Source organism: Pseudomonas sp. 8AS (genome assembly GCF_902506505.1).
Taxonomy (GTDB): Bacteria; Pseudomonadota; Gammaproteobacteria; order Pseudomonadales; family Pseudomonadaceae; genus Aquipseudomonas.
In genome coordinates this window covers 1820837-1836006 of record NZ_LR733406.1, presented here as the reverse complement: position 1 = coordinate 1836006, position 15170 = coordinate 1820837, and the positions used below count along the sequence as shown (strand labels likewise).

Annotated in this window: 11 protein-coding genes; 5 read left to right on the top strand and 6 right to left on the bottom strand. The window is 66.4% G+C overall.

Features of this window, described 5'->3' with window-relative positions; translation table 11 throughout:
* Window positions 1-7: 7 nt before the first annotated feature.
* Window positions 8-2116 carry a molybdopterin oxidoreductase family protein gene (locus GV001_RS08595; protein ID WP_160079217.1) on the bottom strand — a complete coding sequence of 703 codons (2109 nt, stop codon included), beginning with the start codon at window positions 2114-2116 and terminating at the stop codon, window positions 8-10.
* 184 nt (window positions 2117-2300) lie between these two features.
* Window positions 2301-2732: a hypothetical protein gene (locus tag GV001_RS08590; RefSeq protein ID WP_160079216.1), complete on the bottom strand. Its 432-nt coding sequence runs from the start codon at window positions 2730-2732 to the stop codon at window positions 2301-2303.
* 323 nt (window positions 2733-3055) lie between these two features.
* On the opposite strand from GV001_RS08590, the gene argF reads away from it, so the two are divergent.
* Window positions 3056-3976: an ornithine carbamoyltransferase gene (argF, locus tag GV001_RS08585; RefSeq protein ID WP_160079215.1), complete on the top strand. Its 921-nt coding sequence runs from the start codon at window positions 3056-3058 to the stop codon at window positions 3974-3976.
* Complete coding sequence (locus GV001_RS08580; protein WP_160079214.1) at window positions 3973-5079, top strand: ABC transporter ATP-binding protein; 1107 nt, start codon at window positions 3973-3975, stop codon at window positions 5077-5079. The genes argF and GV001_RS08580 overlap by 4 nt, the downstream gene beginning before the upstream one ends.
* A gap of 129 nt (window positions 5080-5208) precedes the next feature.
* On the opposite strand, the gene GV001_RS08575 is transcribed toward GV001_RS08580, so the two are convergent.
* Window positions 5209-5988, bottom strand: coding sequence for a PhzF family phenazine biosynthesis protein (locus tag GV001_RS08575; protein WP_160079213.1), 780 nt, complete (start codon window positions 5986-5988; stop codon window positions 5209-5211).
* A gap of 337 nt (window positions 5989-6325) precedes the next feature.
* Between GV001_RS08575 and GV001_RS08570 the strand changes: the two genes are divergently transcribed.
* Both GV001_RS08570 and GV001_RS08565 read left to right on the top strand, forming a co-directional pair.
* On the top strand, window positions 6326-7573 hold the full coding sequence (locus GV001_RS08570; RefSeq protein WP_160079212.1) for an alginate export family protein: 1248 nt from the start codon (window positions 6326-6328) through the stop codon (window positions 7571-7573).
* Window positions 7574-7647: 74 nt separating this feature from the next.
* Window positions 7648-8445, top strand: a complete 798-nt coding sequence (locus GV001_RS08565) for a type IV pili methyl-accepting chemotaxis transducer N-terminal domain-containing protein (protein ID WP_160079211.1) — start codon at window positions 7648-7650, stop codon at window positions 8443-8445.
* Between the two features lie 16 nt (window positions 8446-8461).
* Here GV001_RS08565 and GV001_RS08560 read toward each other — a convergent pair whose 3' ends face one another.
* From GV001_RS08560 to GV001_RS08550, 3 genes are all read right to left on the bottom strand, one after another.
* Window positions 8462-10912 (bottom strand): EAL domain-containing protein, encoded by a 2451-nt coding sequence (locus tag GV001_RS08560; RefSeq protein WP_160079210.1) that lies wholly within the window; start codon window positions 10910-10912, stop codon window positions 8462-8464.
* A 272-nt stretch (window positions 10913-11184) separates the two neighbouring features.
* Window positions 11185-11667, bottom strand: a complete 483-nt coding sequence (locus GV001_RS08555; protein WP_160079209.1) for a DUF934 domain-containing protein — start codon at window positions 11665-11667, stop codon at window positions 11185-11187.
* Entirely contained in the window at window positions 11664-13331 is a 1668-nt protein-coding gene (locus tag GV001_RS08550) for a nitrite/sulfite reductase (RefSeq protein ID WP_160079208.1), read from the bottom strand. The genes GV001_RS08555 and GV001_RS08550 overlap by 4 nt, the downstream gene beginning before the upstream one ends.
* A gap of 309 nt (window positions 13332-13640) precedes the next feature.
* Between GV001_RS08550 and GV001_RS08545 the strand changes: the two genes are divergently transcribed.
* Window positions 13641-15125: a diguanylate cyclase gene (locus GV001_RS08545; RefSeq protein WP_160079207.1), complete on the top strand. Its 1485-nt coding sequence runs from the start codon at window positions 13641-13643 to the stop codon at window positions 15123-15125.
* Window positions 15126-15170 lie beyond the last annotated feature (45 nt).

Genomic DNA, 15170 nt, shown 5'->3' with positions numbered 1-15170 from the left:
AGCCGGCTCAGGCCGCCGCCACGCGCACCGGCACCCCGTTCAGCGCGGCGTTACCGGAGACGGCATCGAGCTGCCGCTCGTCGGTCAGGTCGTTGGCACTGGCGCCGGGCTGGGCGCTGGCGATGGCCATCTGCACGCCCGGGCGGGCATGACCCCAGCCGTGCGGCAGGCTGACCACGCCGGGCATCATCTCCTCGCTGCCCAGCACCTCGACCTCGATGGCCCCCACCCGCGACTCGATGCGCACGCGCTGGCCATCGCTGAGGCTGCGCCCGGCCATGTCCTGCGGGTGCATCAGCAACTGGTGGCGCGGCTTGCCCTTCACCAGGCGCTGGTAGTTGTGCATCCAGGAATTGTTGCTGCGCACGTGGCGGCGGCCGATCAGCAGCAGCTCGCCCTCGCCGGCCTGCGGTTGCGCAGCGAAGCGTGCCAGGTCGGCGACCAGCAGCGCCGGAGCGGCCTCGACGGCCTTGGATTCGGTCTTCAGGCGCCCGCCCAGGTTCGGCTGCAGCGGCCCCAGGTCGATGCCATGGGGCTGCTCGCGGATGGCCGCCAGGCTGAGTTTGTGCGGCGACTGGTCGCCGTAAGGACCGAAGCGCAGGCCCAGGTCAATCATCTGCTGTGGCGTCTTGCTCGGTTTCAGCTCGTTGCCGACCTTGGCGGCGAAGGCCCGGGCCAAGCCGACGAAGATTTCCCAGTCGTCCAGCGCCCCCGCCGGCTTGTCCAGCACCGCCTCGTTGAAGCGGGTGACGTTGCGCACGGCGAAGGCATTGAAGGTGCTGTCGTAGTGATCGTGCTCCAGCGGCGCGGTGGGCGGCAGGATCAGGTCGGCGTAGCGGGTGGTTTCATTGATATAGAGGTCGATGCTGAGCATGAACTCCAGCCCCTCCAGCGCCTGCTCCAGCTGGCGGCCGTTGGGGGTGGACAGCACCGGGTTGCCGGCCACCGTGACCAGCGCGCGCACCTGGCCCTCGCCGGGGGTGAGCATCTCCTCGGCCAGCGCCGCCACCGGCAGCTCGCCGCCGTACTCGGGCAGGCCGGAAACCCGGCTCTGCCAGACATTGAAGTGGCCGCCGGCGGTGCTCGCCACCAGGTCCAGCGCCGGCGTGGTGCACAGCGCCCCGCCCGGCTGGTCGAGGTTGCCGGTGACCAGATTGATCAGCTGGATCAGCCAGTGGCACAGGCTGCCGAAGGCCTGGGTGGACACGCCCATGCGCCCGTAGCACACCGCCGACTCGGCGCCGGCAAAATCACGGGCCAACTGGCGGATACTCGCCGCCGGCACGCCGCAACGAGCGCTCACGGCCTCGGCGGTGAACCCGGCGATTGCCGCGCGCACCTGCTCCAGGCCGTTGACCGGCAGGTGGCTGGCGCGGGTCAGGCCCTCGTCGAACAGGGTGTTGAGCAGGCCCAGCAGCAGGGCCGCATCGTTGCCGGGGCGGACGAACACATGCTGGTCGGCCATGGCCGCCGTCTCGCTGCGCCGCGGGTCGACCACCACCAGCTTGCCGCCACGAGCCTTGAGCGCCTTCAGGCGTTTCTCCACGTCCGGCACGGTCATCAGGCTGCCGTTGGAGGCCAGCGGGTTGCCACCGAGGATCAGCATGAATTGGGTGTGGTCGATGTCCGGAATCGGCAGTAGGAAGCCGTGGCCGTACATCAGGTAGCTGGTCAGGTGGTGCGGCAGCTGGTCCACCGAGGTGGCGGAGTAGCGGTTGCGCGTCTTCAGCTGGCCGAGGAAGTAGTTGCTGTGGGTCATCAGACCGTAGTTGTGCACGCTGGGATTGCCCTGGTACACGGCCACGGCGTTCTTGCCGTGGCGTTCCTGGATCGTCGCCAGGCGCTCGGCGACCAGGGCGAAGGCTTCGTCCCAGCCAATCGGCTGCCACTCGTTGCCAATCCGGCGCATGGGCTGGCGCAGACGGTCGGGGTCGTGCTGGATGTCCTGCAGGGCCACGGCCTTGGGGCAGATATGGCCGCGACTGAAGCTGTCCTGGGCATCGCCCTTGATCGACAGGATCTGCTGGCTGCCGTCGGCCAGGCGCTCGGTTTCGATGGTCAGGCCGCAGATGGCCTCGCACAGATGGCAGGCACGGTGGTGGAGGGTCTTGCTCATGACTGGCCTCGCATTCTTGTTCGAGACGACCGGTCGGGTCGTGGAAACAGGACTATGGAGGCTAGGGGAAGGCTTGGCCAGTGGCCTAAGTTTCATGAATCGGCGGGCATCATGCCCGCCGATTCAACAGCGCATCAATGGATCAGACCGGACCCGACTGCAGGCAGCCGAGTTGCCAGGCGGATCAACGAATGGTGCTGATGGTGCCCTTGTTGCCGGTCACTTTGACGTTGACGGCCTTGAACACCATGTAATCCTGCACGCTCACTTCGTAGCGCGGCGCGACGATCAGGTCGGCACCGGAGGATTTGACTGCCTTGAAGGCAGCCGCGGATTTGGCGGCAGCTACCGGGTCCAGACCCAGAGCGAAACCACCTTCGCCACCACCATAGGTTACGCCGTCAGCGAACTGGGTATCGCCACCCAGCTTGAACATGCCGAACAGGATGTTCACCGAAGACTCGCCCGTGATGGACTCGCCGACTTTCACGTCCGCTTTCAGGTTGGTTTGCACTTCACCATTGAGCGGCGCACTCGGCTGGCTGTAGTTCTGGCTGGCACAGCCAGTCAGCAGGGCGAGAGCGGAAAAAGCGGCGGCATAGGCTACGTGTTTCATGCAAGACTCCTTTGCATAGAAAATCCATTGATGCCCAGTTGCTGGACATGTCTGCCTGGTCAGGCGGGGCGCATGGTAGGAGCCGGCCGGAGCCACCAGCAACCCGACATGTCACTTTTGTGACGCCGGCCGCAGGCAGAAAAATCTCCCGGCTCAAGGTGTTGCAGTGGCCGGCAACGCCGCTCATTTGCCCCCGTGCGGCATTTGCTTATAAGATCGCGCCTTCCCCATTTGTCGCCCCCACGCGGCTCCAGCCGCTGCCCGGTCTGCTTTTCCCCGGAAAAACCGCGCAGCGACAGTTGTAGAAATTAAGGTAGTGAATGATGAGCGCCAGGCACTTTCTCTCGTTGATGGATTGCACCCCTCAGGAACTGAGTGGGCTGATCCGTCGCGCCATCGAGCTGAAGGACCTGCGCCGGCGCGGCGTACTGTTCGAGCCGCTGAAGAACCGCGTGCTGGGCATGATCTTCGAGAAGGCCTCGACCCGTACCCGCCTGTCGTTCGAGGCCGGCATGATCCAGCTCGGCGGCCAGGCCATCTTCCTCTCCCCGCGCGACACCCAGCTGGGCCGCGGCGAGCCAATCGGCGACAGCGCCATCGTCATGTCGAGCATGCTCGATGCGGTGATGATCCGTACCTACGCCCACAGCACCCTCACCGAGTTCGCCGCCCACTCGCGGGTGCCGGTGATCAATGGCCTGTCCGATGACCTGCACCCCTGCCAGCTGCTGGCCGACATGCAGACCTTCGTCGAACAGCGCGGCTCGATCCAGGGCAAGACCGTGGCCTGGATCGGCGACGGCAACAATATGTGCAACAGCTATATCGAGGCCGCCCTGCAGTTCGACTTCCAGCTGCGCGTGGCCTGCCCGCAAGGCTACGAGCCGAATGCCGAGCTGCTCGAGGCCGCTGGCGAGCGCGTGCAGATCGTCCGCGAGCCGCTGGCCGCAGTGGCCGGCGCGCACCTGGTGAGCACCGACGTGTGGACCTCCATGGGCCAGGAAGAGGAAGCCGCCGAGCGCCTCAAGCTGTTCGCCCCCTACCAGGTCAACCGCGCCCTGCTCGATGCCGCCGATCCCTCGGTGATCTTCCTGCACTGCCTGCCCGCCCACCGCGGCGAGGAGATCAGCATGGATCTGCTCGACGACCCGCGCTCGCAGGCCTGGGAGCAGGCGGAAAACCGCCTGCATGCGCAGAAGGCGCTGCTCGAATTCCTCGTCGAACCGGCTTACCACCACGCATGAGCCAGCCCCTGCTGCTCAATCTGCGCGAGCTGGCCTGCGGCTACCAGGAGCATCCGGTGGTGCAGCAGCTCAACCTGCACCTGAATGCCGGCGACATCGGCTGCCTGCTCGGCCCCTCCGGCTGCGGCAAGACCACCACCCTGCGTGCGATTGCCGGCTTCGAGCCGGTGCTGGCCGGCGAGATATCCCTGGGCGGCAACGTGATCTCGCGTGCCGGCTTCACCCTGGCCCCGGAGAAGCGCCGCATCGGCATGGTGTTCCAGGACTACGCCCTGTTCCCGCACCTGAGCGTGGCGGAAAATATCGCCTTCGGCATCCGCAAGCACCCCGAGCGCGAACGCATCACCGAGGAGCTGCTGGAGCTGGTCAAGCTGGCCCAGCTGGGCAGGCGCTACCCCCACGAGCTGTCCGGTGGCCAGCAGCAACGCGTGGCCCTGGCCCGCGCCCTGGCGCCGGAGCCGCAGCTGCTGCTGCTCGACGAACCCTTTTCCAACCTCGATGGCGAACTGCGTCGGCGCCTCAGCCATGAGGTGCGCGACATCCTCAAGGCGCGCGGCACCAGCGCCATCCTGGTGACCCACGACCAGGAAGAAGCCTTCGCCGTCAGCGACCACGTCGGCGTGTTCAAGGAAGGCCGGCTGGAGCAGTGGGATACCCCGTTCAACCTCTACCACGAGCCGCTGACGCCCTTCGTCGCCAGCTTCGTCGGCCAGGGCTACTTCATCCGCGGCCAGCTGCTGACCCCGGACACGGTGCAGACCGAGCTCGGCGTGATCCGCGGCAACCGCGCCTACACCTGGGCGCCCGGCAGTTCGGTGGACGTGCTGCTGCGCCCGGACGACATCGTCTACGACCCGGACAGCGAGCAGAAGGCGCGGATAGTCGGCAAGACCTTCCTCGGCGCGGCCACCCTGTACCGCCTGCAACTGGCGACCGGCACCCAGCTGGAAGCGATCTTCCCCAGCCATGCCGACCACCTGCCGGGCCAGCAGGTGGGCATCCGCGTGGCGGCCGACCACCTGGTGGTGTTCCCCGCCCAGGGCAGCATCGCCGCCCAGGTCAACCTGGGTGAGTCCGGCGTGCGCCGCGCCAGCAGCAACTGATAGCCCCCGCACAGGGGCTCCGGCCTGGCAACCCGCCCGCCTGAATCGCCTCGACTTCCCGGAGGGTGCGCCATGCGCACCAGCAGCCCGTGCATGCCTCTGGTGCGCAGCGCACCCTACACGCCGCGCCTACAAGAACAGCGTGCCGCCCGTCACCAGCACCGCCTGGCCGGCGATCTTCACCCGCTCTCCGTCGAGCCGGCAGTGCAACTCGCCACCACGGGCCGAACACTGAAATGCGCTGAGTTCGTTCTTGCCCAGACGCGCGGCCCAGTATGGCGTCAGCAGGCAATGGGTGGAGCCGGTCACCGGGTCTTCGTCGATGCCGATGCCCGGGGCGAAGTAGCGCGAAACGAAGTCGTGCTTGAGCCCCGGCGCGGTGACGATCACCCCCAGCCCCGGCAGCTTGGCCAGGGCCTTCATGTCCGGCTGGCAAGCGCGCACCGCCTGCTCCGACTCCAGCACCGCGAGCAATTCGTTGCCCTGCAGCGCCGCCAGCACCGGCTGGCCCAGCGCCTGCTCCAGCTCGATGCTGACCACCGTCTCGCTGGCCTGCGCCAGCGGGAAGTCCAGGATCAGCCGGCCGTTGTCGCGGCTGACGCTGAGCGCCCCGGACAGGCAGCTGAAGTCCAGGCGCTCGCCGGGCTCGTCGTACAGCTCGAACAGGGCGTAGGCGCTGGCCAGGGTGGCATGGCCGCACAAGGGCATTTCCACCGTCGGGGTGAACCAGCGGATATGCCAGCCGGCGCCCTCGCGCACCACGAAAGCCGTCTCGGCCTGGTTGTGCTCAGCGGCGATCTGCTGCATCAGGCCGTCGGCCAGCCAGGCATCCAGGCGGTAGACCACCGCCGGATTGCCGCTGAAGGGACGGTCGGTAAAAGCGTCGATCTGATGAAACTCGAGGTGCATGGTTGCGCTCCTTGGGGTAATGGCCAGCATGCCGCGTCCGCACGGGCGGCGCCCGCTACAGTCGCGGCCTATTACGGCACTACAGCTGCACTGTATCAATGCGCGGCGAACGAGTGCAGTGCATCAATCAATCGCAAAAAGTTCTTAAAAATTCATTAATCCACAATAAATCAGTTACTTATGAAATCTGGCACGCCGCCTGCTATGGCCACCCCCGGTCAGCACAACGGCGTGTCTGCCACTCAACCGACAACGACGTCATAGCATCCCCTCCCTCGTGGAGCCGTGGACGCTGTGGCGTTTTTTTTTGCGTTTTTTGGCCTACAGGAAGACCGCTATGCGCATGATGAAACTGTCCCTGCTGTCGCTGGCCGTTGCCAGCAGCACCCTCAGCCACGCCGCCTTCGCCGCAGAAGACTTCAGCAACCTGTTCACCCAGGGCAAGCCGATCCTCGACGCCCGCTACCGCTACGAGCACGTCGACCAGGACAACGCCCTCAAGCACGCCAACGCCCAGACCCTGCGTACCCGCCTCGGCTTCCAGAGCGGCAAGTGGTACGGCCTCTCCGCCCTGGTCGAGGCCGACAACGTCAGCCGCATCGGCGACGCCGCCTACAACGACACCCGCAACGGCCAGACCGAGTACTCGGCGGTGCCCGACCCCGACGGCAGCGAAATCAACCAGGCCCTGCTGCGCTACGACCACCAGTACGGCAGCGCCGTGCTCGGCCGCCAGCGCATCAACCTGGACAACCAGCGCTTCGTCGGCGGCGTGGCCTGGCGCCAGAACGAGCAGACCTACGACGGCGCCCTGGCCCAGCTCAAGCCGCTCGACGGCCTGACCCTGACCTACGCCTACATCGACCAGGTCAACACCATCTTCGGCCCGGACAACGGCCGCTACGACAGCGCCGCCAACCCGGCCAACATCGAGGGCCACAGCCACCTGATCAACGCCCAGTACGTGTTCATGCCGGAACTGACCGCCACCGCCTACAGCTACCTGCTGGACCTCGACAACCTGGCCATCACCCCCACCGGCGCCGAGGGCGCGCTGTCCAGCCAGACCACCGGCCTGCGCCTGAACGGCGCGATCCAGGGCTTCAGCTACGTCCTGGAATACGCCCAGCAGCAGGACTACGACAGCAACCCGCAGGAGCTGGACAGCGACTACTACCTGGCCGAACTCGGCTACACCCTCAAGGGCGTGGCGCTGAAGGCCGGCTACGAAGTGCTGGGCGGCGACGAGGGCCCGGGCAACCGCGCCTTCCAGACTCCGCTGGCGACCAAGCACGCCTTCCAGGGCTGGGCCGACCAGTTCCTCATCACCCCCGCCGACGGGGTCGAGGATGCCTACGCCGGGGTCACCGTGCCGCTGCTCGGCGGCAGCCTGCAGGCCTGGTACCACGATTTTCGCGCCGAGCAGGGCAGCAGCCAGTACGGCGAGGAGATCGACCTGTCCTATGCCCACCCGATCCCGGGCGTGAAGGGCCTGGTCGGTCTGGTCAAGTACGCCAGCTACGACGCCGACGACTTCGCCGTCGACGCCGACAAGGCCTGGCTGCAGCTGCAGTACAGCTACTGATACGCCGGCCCCGTAACGGGGCCTCGCCCGACCGGCGTGCGGCGGCCTGCCGCCGCACGCCTCTGGAGATGCACATGTTCAGTCGACTGCTTAACCCTCACCTGCTTGGCCCCTTTTTGCTCAGCCTCGCCCTGCTCTGCCCGCCCGCCTGGGCGGCGATCGGCGACGCCGAGGCGATGAACCTGGCCGGCATGCAGCGCATGCTCAGCCAGCGCATCGCCAAGAGTTACCTGATGATCGGCGCCGAAGTGCGCAGCGACCTGGCGCTGCAGCAGCTCGACCAGAGCGTGGCGCGCTTTGAAAGCAACTTCCTCGCCTTGAGCGAATACGCGCCCAACACCGAGATCCGCACCGCCCTGGAACAGGCCGGCAACACCTGGCAGGCCTACCGCGAGCTGGCCCTGTCGCGGCCGAATCGCGAACAGGCCGTGCACCTGCTGCAGCTCAGCGACCAGTTGCTGGCGCAGAGCGAGCAGGTGGTGCTGCTGATCGAACGCCACACCGGCAGCCAGAACGCCCGCCTGGTCAACCGCAGCGGCCGCCAGCGCATGCTCAGCCAGCGCATCGCCAAGCTCTACCTGGCCGTCAGCTGGCGCCTGCCGGTCGACGGCCTGGAAGCGGAACTGCACAAGGCCACCGAGGAATTCGAAACCGCCCAGCAGGAACTGCTCGGCGCCCGGCAGAACACCCCGCAGATCAGCCAGGCCCTGCAGAAGGTCGAGGCCCAGTGGCGCTTCGCCCGCGCCGGCTTCCGCCTGTCGGCCGACTCGCAGTACGTACCGACGGTGATCACCACCACCACCGAGACCCTGCTCTGGCAGATGAACGACCTGACCAGCGCCTATGAGCAGGTGATGCAGCAGGACTCCTGAATGATCTCCACCGGGCCTAGCCGGCTGGAGCCGGCACCGCCTGCTCCTGCGCCAGCGACGCAGCCAGCACGGCGAAGGGCTGCGGCCGGGTGACCACGTAACCCTGGGCGTAGTCGACGCCGATTTCGCGCAGGGCCTGGAGGATTTCCGCCGACTCGACGAACTCGGCGATGGTCAGCTTGCCCATGACATGACCGATATGGTTGATCACCTCGACCATGGCCCGGTCGATGGGGTCTTCCAGCAGGTCGCGGACGAAGCTGCCGTCGATCTTCAGGTAGTCCACCGGCAGGTGCTTGAGGTACATGAAGGACGACATGCCGGCGCAGAAGTCGTCCAGCGAGAAGCGGCAACCCAGGCCCTTGAGCTCGCCGATGAAGCGGGTGGCCTCGGCCAGGTTGGTGATCGCCGTGGTTTCGGTGATCTCGAAGCAGATCATCCGCGGCGGTACCGGCTGGCTGGCGAACTGCTCGCGGATGAAGTCGAGGAACTCGGCATCGCCGATGCTCGCCCCCGACAGGTTGATGGCGCAGGTGGCGTTGTCCTGCAGGGTGCCGCAGGCCAGCTGCTCGGCCAGGGCCTGCAGGGTGCTGCGCAGCACCCAGCGATCGATCCGGTGCATCAGGCCGTAGCGCTCGGCGGCCGGGATGAAGCTACCGGGGTCGATGAGCTGGCCGTCCTCGTCCTCCAGGCGCAGGAGGATCTCCATGTGCACGCCACCCGGCTCCTCGCCCAGGGCGAGGATGCGCTGGGCATAGAGGCGGAAGCGGTCTTCCTGCAGGGCCGTGTGAATGCGCTGCACCCAGCTCATCTCGCCGACCCGCTGGGACAGCTCGGAGTCGTCCGGCTGGTAGGCGTGCACGCGGTTGCGGCCTTTTTCCTTGGCTGAGTAGCAGGCCATGTCGGCGGTGCGCAGCAGCGACTCCAGGCTGCTGTGACCTTCGCTGATCTGCACCAGGCCGATGCTGACGCTGATCGCGAAGGGCCGCCCGGCCCAGACGAAGCGCAGGTCCTGCACCGACTTGCGCAGGGCCTCGGCAATCCGTTCGCTGGCCTGCGCCGGGCAGTTTTCCAGGATGATGCCGAACTCGTCGCCGCCCAGGCGGGCCAGGGTGTCGCCCTCGCGCAGGTGCTGCTGCAGCTCGCCGCAGACCTGGCGCAGCAGCTCGTCGCCGGCGGCGTGGCCGCTGGTGTCGTTGACCAGCTTGAACTGGTCCAGGTCGAGGAACATCAGCGCATGGCGGCGCTGCTCGTGCTGCAGGCGCTCCAGCAGCTGGGCCAGGCGGTATTCGAACTCGCGGCGGTTGACCAGGCCGGTCAGCGCATCGTGGCTGGCCTGCCAGGACAGGCTGGCGACGAACTGGCGCTCGCGGGTCATGTCGTGCAGCACCATCACCGCGCCGCTGACCCGGCCCTCGCTGAGGATCGGCGTGCCGACCAGGTTGATCGCCACCGCACTGCCGTCCGGGCGCACGATCAGCTTGCTGTGGTCGCAGATGCTGCGGCTGTTGCCAGCCAGCAGCGCCTGCAGCAGCGGCTCGCTGGCGGCGCCGGGCTGCTCGTCGACGATCGAGAACAGCGCATCGAAGGCCTGGCCGCGGGCCTGCTCGGCCCGGCAGCCGGTGAGCTGCTCGGCGGTGGGGTTCATGTAGGCGATCAGGCCCTGGCGATCGAGGCTGATCACCGCATCGCCGATCGCCGCCAGGGTCACCTGGGCGCGCAGCTTCTCGCGCTCCAGAGCGTGGTCGGCCCGTTCGCGCTGGTTCAGCAGCTTGCGCGTGCGCAGCAGCACCAGGCCGATCAGCAGGATGGCGACGAGCAGATTGAGGCCGATCAGCAGCCGCAGTACCACCCGCGAGGCCTCGCCGAGAATGCTGGAGAAGGCCTCGGCCGCCGGCGTGGCGCCGTTGTTGATCAGTTCGATGCGCGCCTGCCAGTCGATCACCTGGCGCGAGCTCGGCTGGCCGCGGACGACGCTGGCGTGCACCTCGGCGGCCAGCGCGGTCAGCTCGCCGATATAGCGGTCGCCCAGGGTCCACTGCTCGATGGCTTGGCGCAGGTAGCTGACGCCCTGGAAGTGGCGGAACAGCCAGATCATCGCCTCGACGTCGTCCGGGTGGTTCTTGCCCTGCAGGATGCCGGCCCGCGCCGCGGGCAGATCGGGCGGGACCCGGTTCATGGCCAGGCGAAAGGCATGATCACCCAGCGGCACGGCTACCGCCTCGCGGTAGGCCTGGAAATGCTCGGGAAACTGGGTCTGCGCGTAGAGATCGAGATGGTGGATGGCGTCCTTCAGGCCTTTCGACCACAGGCTCTCACCGCCCACGTAGCCGCGCACGGCGGACAGCAGGTAGAGGCTGCCACCGGCCAGCAACGACTGCAGCAGGACCACCACGACAAAAGGCCACACCAGCCGCAGCAGCTGGGAGGTGGCTCGCCTGCGCCTGCCCCGGGTCTTCGCACTCATCAAATCCCTTTCTCCTGACCGTACCGCGCGCAGTCATGGCCCAACTACACCGGTAAAAGCGTCAATCCCTTGCGCCAAGCTCGGGGTGAGAACAACAAGGCAGCCATGCCCCTGCCCCAAAGGGCATTGGCACATGGATGAGGTATAGATGGATTTCTTGCTGAGCGACAGGTCGGGAGCCATTCGCAGGCGCGAAAGACTCCTGACCGAGAGGCGCGCACAGCGCATTTGGGTGCGCCGTGCGCACCGCAAGCCATTCCCGCGACAAGCGCTCAGCGGCGGCGGAACAGCGGCCGCGGCTCGATCACCGAGCGGCCATAGAGCACGCTCATGCCGGCCAGGCCCTGGAGCGCATCCTCTGCCGACTTGTCGGCGCGCACGGCAAAGCTGTCGAAACCGCACTGGCGCATATGGCTGAGCTGGTCGCGCAGCACATCGCCCACCGCCCGCAACTCGCCGCCCCAGCCCAGGCGCGTACGCAGCAGGTAGGCCTGGCTGTAGCCGCGGCCGTCGCGGAAAGTCGGGAAGTCCACGGCGATCAGCGGCAGCTCCGCCAGCCACTCGCGCACGCTCTCGGCGTCATCGTCGGGCGCCAGCCACAGGCCCTGTGCCGGGTCGCGGTGCTGCCGCCACTGCGCCAGCGGCACAATCAGCGGCCCTGCCCCGGCCGGCTCCAGGCCCTCGCGCTGCAGCTGCCAGGGGTCGTCGTCAACCAGCCGCGCCACGCCATCCACCAGCCGGATCAGGTTGTTCATGCCGGCACCTCCTGCTGGCGGTAGACCCGCTGCCTGAACGGTTCCAGGCCGATGCGTGCCACGCAGTCGACAAAGGGCTCGCCCACGGCGCGCTGTTGCAGGTAGACCTGGATCAGGGCCTCGATCACCTGCGGCACCTCGCCGGCGCCGAACGCCGGGCCGATCACCTTGCCCAGCGCCGCGCCGTGGCCCTGGGCGCCGCCGAGGGTGATCTGGTACCACTCGCTGCCGTTCTTATCCACGCCGAGGATGCCGATGTTGCCGACATGGTGGTGGCCGCAGGCGTTCATGCAGCCGGAGATGTTCAGGCTCAGCTCGCCAATGTCGTGCAGGTAGTCGAGGTCCGCGAAGCGCTGCTGGATGGCCTGGGCGATGGGGATCGACTTGGCGTTGGCCAGCGCGCAGTAGTCGCCGCCCGGGCAGGCGATGATGTCGCTGAGCAGGCCGATATTCGGCGTGGCCAGGCCGGCCGCCGTGGCCAGTTGCCAGAGGGGGTACAGCTCGCTCTGGCGCACGTCCGGCAGCACCAGGTTCTGCTCGTGGGCCACGCGGATCTCGCCGAAGCCGAAGGTCTCGGCCCAGTCGGCCACCGCCTCCATCTGCGCGGCGGTGATATCGCCTGGCGGCAAGGCCGCGCCCGGCTTGCTCGACAGCACCACGCTGGCATAGCCAGGCACCTTGTGCAGGCGCACGTTGCGCGCCAGCCAGCGGGCGAAATGCGGGTCGTGCGGCTGTTCCAGCGGTTGCACGCCGCCATCGGCCAGCACGGCGTAGGCTGGCGCCTGGAAGTGCACGGCCACCCGCTGATACTCCTCGGCAGTGAGTTCGGCCGGGCCGTCCTTGATCGTCGCCCACTCCGCCTCCACCTCGCGGGCGAAGGCCTCGATACCCAGGGCCTTGACCAGGATCTTGATGCGCGCCTTGTACTTGTTGTCGCGCCGACCATGGCGGTTGTACACGCGCAGGATGGCCTCGACGTAACTGAGCGTATGGCGCCACGGCAAACCATCGCGGATCACTACACCGATGATCGGCGTACGCCCCAGACCGCCGCCGACCAGCACGCGCAACAGCAGTTCGCCGGTGGCGTCGCGGTACAGCTGCAGGCCGATATCGTGCACCTGCACCGCCGCGCGGTCCTCGGCCGCCGCACACAGGGCGATCTTGAACTTGCGCGGCAGGAACAGGAATTCCGGGTTGACCGTCGACCACTGGCGGAGGATTTCCGCCAGCGGCCGCGGGTCGAGCAGCTCATCGGCCGCCACCCCGGCGAAGGCCTCGGTGGTGACGTTGCGCACGCAGTTGCCGGAGGTCTGGATGGCGTGCATCTGCACCGCAGCCAGCTGTTCGAGGATGTCCGGCACCTGCTCCAGTTCGATCCAGTTGAACTGGATGTTCTGCCGCGTGGTCAGGTGGCCGTAGCCGCGGTCGTGCTCGCGGGCGATCCGCGCCAGGGCGCGCAGCTGCGCCGACGACAGGGTGCCGTAGGGAATCGCCACCCGAAGCATGTAGGCATGCTTCTGCAGGTACAGGCCGTTCTGCAGGCGCAGCGGCAGGAACTCCTCCTCGCTCAGCTCACCGCTCAGGCGCCGCTGCACCTGGTCGCGAAACTGGGCGACCCGCTCGCGCACCAGCGCCTGGTCGTATTCGTCGTACTGATACATCCCGCCACCTCATCCACCCGCCCTGCGGGTCCACATGGCGGCGACTATGGCCGGGAGGGGCGCGAACAGAACAGACTCAGATTGGCTGGGAAAATACGGAGCAGATGCCAAGAGGATGCTCTGCGGCCAAACAGAACGGGCTTGCGGATTGGCTGGAGTCGGCGCCAAGGCCAGGCCTGCGCTTGAGCGACCGGAAAACACAGGCCGGGCTGCCACATTGGCGGAGGCGATAACGTACCAGCATAATGCTGGCATCAGGTCGCACACCAACGAGAGGCAGCGATGGGGACAGAGCCCGAAGTCCGCCATGTGAAGAAGTTACGTCTACTCACAACCTATGCCCGGATGGTAGCGGTCACGGTGGCGGTGATTGGCTTGGTTGCACTGGCTGGTTGGTGGCTTGATGTGCCCCTGTTGAGGAGCGTGTTTCCTGGCTGGACTGCCATGGTGGTTAATACGGCCAGTATGCTGACCATCCTCGCGGTGGGGCTATGGTGCGCCACCCTCGGCGAGTCCCGCATCGGCAGCCTGGTCAGGCGCCTTGGCGCAAGCTTGGCGATGCTGATAGGAGGGCTCACCCTCATTGAATATGTCATGCAGGTTGATCTTGCCATTGATCTGCTATTGCCCTTCGAGCATCAGCGCAACCAGCCCGGGCTGTTTCCAGGGCGAATGGCGCCCGCGACAGCACTGTGCATCCTGCTCTCCGGCCTCAGCCTGCTATGGCTCAACAGCAGGACGTTGCTGCCGCAGACACTTGCCATCGCGACGCTGTGCATAAGCCTGACAGCGGTTATTGGCTACATGTTCAATGTCAGCGCGCTCTATAGAGTCGGCATCTACAGCTCTATGGCCATCCACACGGCTATCGCGCTGTTCCTGCTGAACAGCGGGATACTGGCGCTCCGGCAGCGCTCGCAACTGATCGAGTTGCTGATCAGCGATACGGCTGGCGGCAAGATGGCAAGAAGCCTGCTGACCAGTGTTCCGCTGGTGGTTCTGGGTATCGGAGCTGTCCTGCTGGTCGGAGAGCGACAGGGCTACTACGACAACCGCTTCAGCCTGGCGCTCATGGCGACCCTGAGCATCGTCACGCTTGTCGCGGTGATTCTGAGGACGGCCAACCATCTGCGCTGGGTCGATAAGTCGAGAGGGCGCGCCCAGGCAGAGCTGGCCTCCCTGAATGCAGCGCTTGAAACACGGGTGACCGAGCGAACCAGCGAACTCGAAGCGGCAAACGACAAGCTCCTGGCCGAAATAGCGCAGCGACAGAAGATCGAAGACGAGGCACGCCGGCTGTCGATGACGGATGAATTGACGGGCTTGCACAATCGCCGCAGCTTCTTTCTTTTGGCCGATCAACTACTGCGCACTGCGCGCCGGAATGATCAATCCTGCTTGCTTTTCTTCATTGATCTAGATGGCCTGAAAAAGATCAATGATATCCACGGTCACGAGGCTGGCGATTTGGCCATCACTGCCGCCGCGCAAGTACTCAAGGCAGCCTTCAGAGACAGCGATGTCGTGGCCAGGATCGGCGGCGATGAATTCGTGGTGCTGGCTGCCGATGTAGGGGAGCCTGCGGATGGCCTCACTGCCCGTGTGCAGGCACTGGTCGAGGAGTTCAACGCCAGTGACCGCTGTCGCTATCCCATTGCCCTAAGCATGGGCGCCGTCGGTTGTTCACCCAGGGAGCTGAAGCCCCTGGGTGAGTTGCTTGCTAGTGCCGATGCCCTGATGTACGCCAATAAGCTGCGTCGTCGTCAAGCAGGCTGTTTGTTTGATGGCGCCTGATGCAGTGAAGCATCCAATGCCCGGCCATCAGGAAACCAGGGTAAA

Excerpts from the sequence above, each read along its gene's own strand:
- GV001_RS08595 (WP_160079217.1), bottom strand. The coding sequence starts at position 2,116 with ATGAGCAAGACCCTCCACCACCGTGCCTGCCATCTGTGCGAGGCCATC.
- GV001_RS08590 (WP_160079216.1), bottom strand. The coding sequence starts at position 2,732 with ATGAAACACGTAGCCTATGCCGCCGCTTTTTCCGCTCTCGCCCTGCTG.
- argF (WP_160079215.1), top strand. The coding sequence starts at position 3,056 with ATGAGCGCCAGGCACTTTCTCTCGTTGATGGATTGCACCCCTCAGGAA.
- GV001_RS08580 (WP_160079214.1), top strand. The coding sequence starts at position 3,973 with ATGAGCCAGCCCCTGCTGCTCAATCTGCGCGAGCTGGCCTGCGGCTAC.
- GV001_RS08575 (WP_160079213.1), bottom strand. The coding sequence starts at position 5,988 with ATGCACCTCGAGTTTCATCAGATCGACGCTTTTACCGACCGTCCCTTC.
- GV001_RS08570 (WP_160079212.1), top strand. The coding sequence starts at position 6,326 with ATGCGCATGATGAAACTGTCCCTGCTGTCGCTGGCCGTTGCCAGCAGC.
- GV001_RS08565 (WP_160079211.1), top strand. The coding sequence starts at position 7,648 with ATGTTCAGTCGACTGCTTAACCCTCACCTGCTTGGCCCCTTTTTGCTC.
- GV001_RS08560 (WP_160079210.1), bottom strand. The coding sequence starts at position 10,912 with ATGAGTGCGAAGACCCGGGGCAGGCGCAGGCGAGCCACCTCCCAGCTG.
- GV001_RS08555 (WP_160079209.1), bottom strand. The coding sequence starts at position 11,667 with ATGAACAACCTGATCCGGCTGGTGGATGGCGTGGCGCGGCTGGTTGAC.
- GV001_RS08550 (WP_160079208.1), bottom strand. The coding sequence starts at position 13,331 with ATGTATCAGTACGACGAATACGACCAGGCGCTGGTGCGCGAGCGGGTC.